The 4120-nt window shown below is 36.5% G+C and carries 3 protein-coding genes and 1 pseudogene; 2 read left to right on the top strand and 2 right to left on the bottom strand.

The annotated features are described in order from the left end of the window. The first annotated feature begins 224 nt into the window (after positions 1 to 224). The gene (locus tag ABIQ28_RS01935; RefSeq protein ID WP_348035066.1) at positions 225 to 1370 is read left to right on the top strand and encodes a TlpA disulfide reductase family protein; all 1146 of its coding nucleotides are present in this window, start codon (positions 225 to 227) and stop codon (positions 1368 to 1370) included. 193 nt (positions 1371 to 1563) lie between these two features. On the opposite strand, the gene ABIQ28_RS01930 is transcribed toward ABIQ28_RS01935, so the two are convergent. Next, entirely contained in the window at positions 1564 to 2214 is a 651-nt protein-coding gene (locus ABIQ28_RS01930) for a rhomboid family intramembrane serine protease (RefSeq protein ID WP_348035065.1), read from the bottom strand. Positions 2215 to 2272: 58 nt separating this feature from the next. Here ABIQ28_RS01930 and ABIQ28_RS01925 point away from each other — a divergent pair, with 58 nt between their 5' ends. Next, entirely contained in the window at positions 2273 to 3172 is a 900-nt protein-coding gene (locus tag ABIQ28_RS01925; protein WP_348035064.1) for a lysophospholipid acyltransferase family protein, read from the top strand. 740 nt (positions 3173 to 3912) lie between these two features. Here ABIQ28_RS01925 and ABIQ28_RS01920 read toward each other — a convergent pair. Beyond that, a pseudogene (locus tag ABIQ28_RS01920) lies at positions 3913 to 4120 on the bottom strand (selenocysteine lyase); the annotation flags it as partial.

The following is a 4120-nucleotide window of genomic DNA, read 5'->3' as shown; positions in this document are numbered from 1 at the left end:
TCTTTTCCCGAAAGTCGTATCACCGCAATGGCACCGCTTCCAGAAGCTGTGGCCAAGGCAACTATAGTATCATTAGCAATCATAAAGCATCATTTTACTGCAAAAATATTGTAAATATGCCATCTTTAACACATAAACCAGATTTACTTAGGCATTTGCAATTAAGACCTATACTTTTAAACTTACATAACTTATTATATTTGCAATCTCATATAAACATCCTTATGAATAAAGCGCTTAGTATAATAGTTTTATGCCTCCTATTGACATCCTGTAAATCCGATTCAAAAATTGAAAATGACGGTTATAATATCAACGGAACAGCCCCTGGAGTCTATAATGGCGTAAGGGCTTATTTGAAAACTATCGACACTCAAAGAGGCGAAACTATTCATGACACCGCCATAGTTTTTGATGAAAAGTTCACCTTTGAAGGCAAAACGAATGTCCCGCAACTCTGGTATCTCACCATTAATAGTGTGGAGGGCAGTTTCCCGTTGATGATTGAAAATAAGGACTTTGTTATTTTTGCAAATACAGACGACCTTGCCAAGTCAACCATTTCAGGTTCAAAATCCAACGAAGCGCTGAGCATTTACACCAAGCATTTTAATAAATTATCTGATGCCCGCGATGACCTGCTTAGTAAAAATAAGGCCCTTCTAAAATCTGATGACTCTGAAGGAAAAGCGAAAATTGCAACACAAATAAGAAATCTGAATAAGGAATTGACAGACTTTCCTTTGGAATTTGTAAGCGCTCATCCTGACAATTATTTTTCACTAGCCCTGTTGGAATCTTTACTTCTCGCGCCTAATGCAGATTTTGAAACTATTGAAAAGTATTACAAAGCATTAAAACCAGACCTAAAATCGACGGACTACGGCAAGCGTTTTTTAGGTCAATTGGAAATAATAAAACTCCAAGCCGCTAAATCCAATAGCTTAAACATTGGTCAAGAAGCACCGAACTTTTCTGCACCAAATCCTGAAGGATACACCATTGCACTCAGTGACATCAGAGGTAAAGTTACGATTATCGATTTTTGGGCCTCGTGGTGCGGCCCATGCAGAAAGGAAAATCCGAATGTGGTAAGAATCTATCAAAAATATCATGAAAAAGGCTTAGAAATTATCAACGTTTCTTTGGATAGACCTGGACAAAAAGATAAATGGCTAAAAGCTATTGAGGACGATAAATTGACCTGGCATCATGTGTCGAATCTTAACTACTTTAATGATCCCATCGCAAAACTGTATCACATAAACTCTATTCCTGCTACCTATATTTTAGATGCTTCAGGAACCATTGTTGCCAAAAACTTGAGAGATGCTGCATTAGAAGCGAAAATTGCGGAGCTTTTGGATTAAATGATTCCTGTTGTAGGCAGTGCAGTAGGGATTTGTTTTATCAATTTTTTTGACACGAATTACACGAATTTTCACAAATGTATGTGGATCTAATCTGTGGATATTTTATTAGTTACACGAAGTAGCTATCTATAATATCGGTTTAGCTTAAGTAAAGTCTAAAAATTTAAAATGGACTTAAAGTAATAAAAACTTAGAGCTTCCCCATTTTATGCATCACAAACAATATAATAATTGGGACTGCCAACAAAAAAACCATCAATAAATCGGTTTGAAAAAGCGTAGGCAGAAGTATTAAAGTGACCACATAACCTCCAATAGCACCACCAAAATGCGCATCATGGCCAATATTTCCCAATTGTTTTTTCATGCCATAAATGGAGTACAATAAATACAAAATTCCAAATACATAAGCAGGAATTGGCAACGGAATAAACAAAATTCCCAACTGCATATTTGGCTGCAATAAAATAGCAGAATACAGCACCCCGGTTACAGCACTGCTTGCTCCTACGGCACTGTAATGATATTCATCCTTATGGAAATAAAGTGACAGTAAATTCCCTAAAATCAAACTGACAATGTATATAATTAAAAAGTAGAGTGTGCCTAAATGATAAATGACTACCGGTGCAAAAAAGTAAAGGGTAAACATATTGAAGAAAAGGTGCATCGTATCCACATGCAAAAAACCTGAACTAAATATTCTGATTTTTTCACCACGCCTAATCCCACCAACGTTGAACTTATAACGCTCAAAGAAACTGAAATCATTAAATCCTTTAAATGAAATGATGGCATTTGCCGCAATTACAATAATGGTGACCAAATCTAAATTACCCATAAACCTCTATAAATTATATTTAAGTATATCTTTGCAGCTGCAAATCTAATATTAAAAAATGCAATTTCTTGTTTACATCTTGGTATATCCGCTTATTTGGCTGATTTCAATTCTACCATTCCGATTACTTTACGCCTTTTCTGATGGACTTTATATACTGATCTACAAACTTGTGGGCTATCGCAAAAAAGTAGTTCAGGATAATTTAAGACTGGTTTTTCCTGATAAACCAGAAGCTGAAATAAACGATATCACGGAGAAATTTTACCATCATTTTTGTGATATGATGGTGGAAGCCATAAAATCCTTGACCATTTCGGAAAAATCAATGAGAGAACGCTTCACTTTCGCTAATGTGGAATTGATCAATGATCTTGAAAAGCAAAACCGAAGTGTTGTATTGATGTGTGGGCATTACGGAAGTTGGGAGTGGATTTTCATTCTTCAAAAGTACGTGTCACATAAAGGTTACGCCGTTTACAGCCGCTTGGGCAATAAATATTTTGATGCTTTGGTTAAACGGATTCGTGCCAAATATAACAGCACCTTAATCACCACAAAAGAGACCATCCCTGTTTTGACAAGATCAAAACGAAACGGCGAATTGACCATCAATGGTTTTGTATCCGACCAATCACCAATGGTATCCAAAGCCTTTCATTGGAATGAATTTATGGGCATTAAAGTACCAATTCATACGGGCGCTGAAATGTTAGCAAAACGACTGGATATGTCGGTCGTTTTCTTTAAGGTAAAACGTCTAAAACGTGGGTATTACGAGACCACTTTTGAATTGCTTGCACAAAATCCGAATGATTACCCTAATTACGAAATCACGGATATCTTTACTAAAAAAGTCGAGCAGCAAATCTATGAAGCGCCTCAATATTATTTATGGACGCATAGACGATGGAAACACAGGGATAAGGTGCCGGTGGAATTTCACGAGAAAGCTTGATGTCTCTCGCAGAGGCGCAGAGGCGCAAAGTTTTAATCAAGCGTTATTTTATAGTGATGCTTGAAATTATTCCCCAAAAATATCATTTAAAATCATAAGAAATCAGCGTCATCTGCGTTCCATTAAATAGAGCAATTAGCATTCTGCAAAAGCTATTCCACAGAGTTACACAAAGGAAAACACAAAGTTACACAAAGATTAATTTCTCTCGCAGAGGCGCAGAGACGCAAAGGCGCAACGTTTTAATGAATCTTTATTTTATGGCGATTAGTGAAATTTCTGTCTAAAAAACTCAGTTCTAATCCGTGAAATCAGTATCAAAAAAATCAGCTAAAATCATAAGAAATCAGCGTCACCCGCCTGAACGGACGGGCAGGTCAACGATCTATTGGGTCGTTTGATTAGCATTATGGAGAAGCTATTCCACAGAGTTACACGGAGGAAACACAGAGTTACACAAAGAGAATTCGAATAAATTCCCGTAATCTATTTGTGAAAATTAGTGAAATTCGTGTCCAAAAAAATCAGCTGAATTCATAAGAAATCAGCGCCATCTGCTTTCCATAAAATAGAGCAATTAGCATTCTGCAAAAGCTATTTCACAGAGTTACACAAAGAAAAACACAAAGTTACGCAAAGGAAATTCGAATAATCCCAATAATCTATTTGTGAAATTTAGTGAAATTAGTGTCAAAAAAATCAGTGCAATCCATGTGATGTATCTAAAAAAAATCGGCTAATTACAACTCAAACCACCCATCCACCGGAAGTTCATACTTATCCTCAACTAAAGTCGATTTGTGTACAAACTCATTAGTAGCTCCGATGTATTCATAATCATTCGCCCATTCCTTGTGATTTTCAGCAAGTGCTTTTAAACTTTCACAAAAATAAACCGTTTCTGCGGTCGTTGTCGTCGGATGAATGGACATACGAATCCAACCCGGC

The organism is Gelidibacter sp. (assembly GCF_039916245.1).
Lineage (GTDB): Bacteria > Bacteroidota > Bacteroidia > Flavobacteriales > Flavobacteriaceae > Gelidibacter.
Note: the sequence above shows the minus strand (reverse complement) of the source record. Positions and strands in the feature narration are given on the sequence as shown.

What these genes read in the sequence shown, in the direction of transcription:
- ABIQ28_RS01935 (WP_348035066.1), top strand. Translation starts at nt 225, where the DNA reads ATGAATAAAGCGCTTAGTATAATAGTTTTATGCCTCCTATTGACATCC.
- ABIQ28_RS01930 (WP_348035065.1), bottom strand. Translation starts at nt 2,214, where the DNA reads ATGGGTAATTTAGATTTGGTCACCATTATTGTAATTGCGGCAAATGCC.
- ABIQ28_RS01925 (WP_348035064.1), top strand. Translation starts at nt 2,273, where the DNA reads ATGCAATTTCTTGTTTACATCTTGGTATATCCGCTTATTTGGCTGATT.